At 39.8% G+C, this 515-nt stretch carries 1 pseudogene; it reads left to right on the forward strand.

The features are described 5' to 3' along the window. Positions 1 to 105: 105 nt before the first annotated feature. Positions 106 to 515 (forward strand): annotated as a pseudogene (locus ACFIL8_RS12725) (aspartate-semialdehyde dehydrogenase); the annotation flags it as partial.

Here is a 515-nt window from a genome sequence, read left to right on the forward strand (position 1 = left end):
GTTGAAAATCAAAAATATAATTTAATGATGTTCCTTGACCAACTCACTCTCTCCTGAGTATAGCACGGGGAATAAACGTGGAGAGACATGAGGAGTATATAGAAAATGAGTTATAAAGTTGCAATTGTCGGCGCAACCGGAAATGTTGGTCGTGAAATGCTTACAATTTTAGAAGAACGTGGTTTTCCTGCACATGAAATTGTCCCTCTAGCATCACGACGCTCATTAGGACAAGAAGTTTCTTATGGAGATAAAACTTTAAAAGTAAAAGCACTGGATACTTACGATTTTTCTGACACAGATTTTTGTCTTATGTCTGCGGGAGGGAGCATTTCCAAAGAATACGCCCCTAAAATTGCTGCTGCCGGCTGTGTCGTCATCGATAATTCCTCCACGTGGCGCTATGATGCCAATGTTCCGTTGATAGTCCCTGAAGTCAATGGCGAAGCTATAAATGCCTTTTCTAAGCGTAATATTATAGCAAATCCTAATTGTTCAACAATTCAACTGGTCTT

The sequence above is a fragment of the Bartonella sp. AP57NXGY genome, assembly GCF_042195805.1.
Classification (GTDB): domain Bacteria; phylum Pseudomonadota; class Alphaproteobacteria; order Rhizobiales; family Rhizobiaceae; genus Bartonella.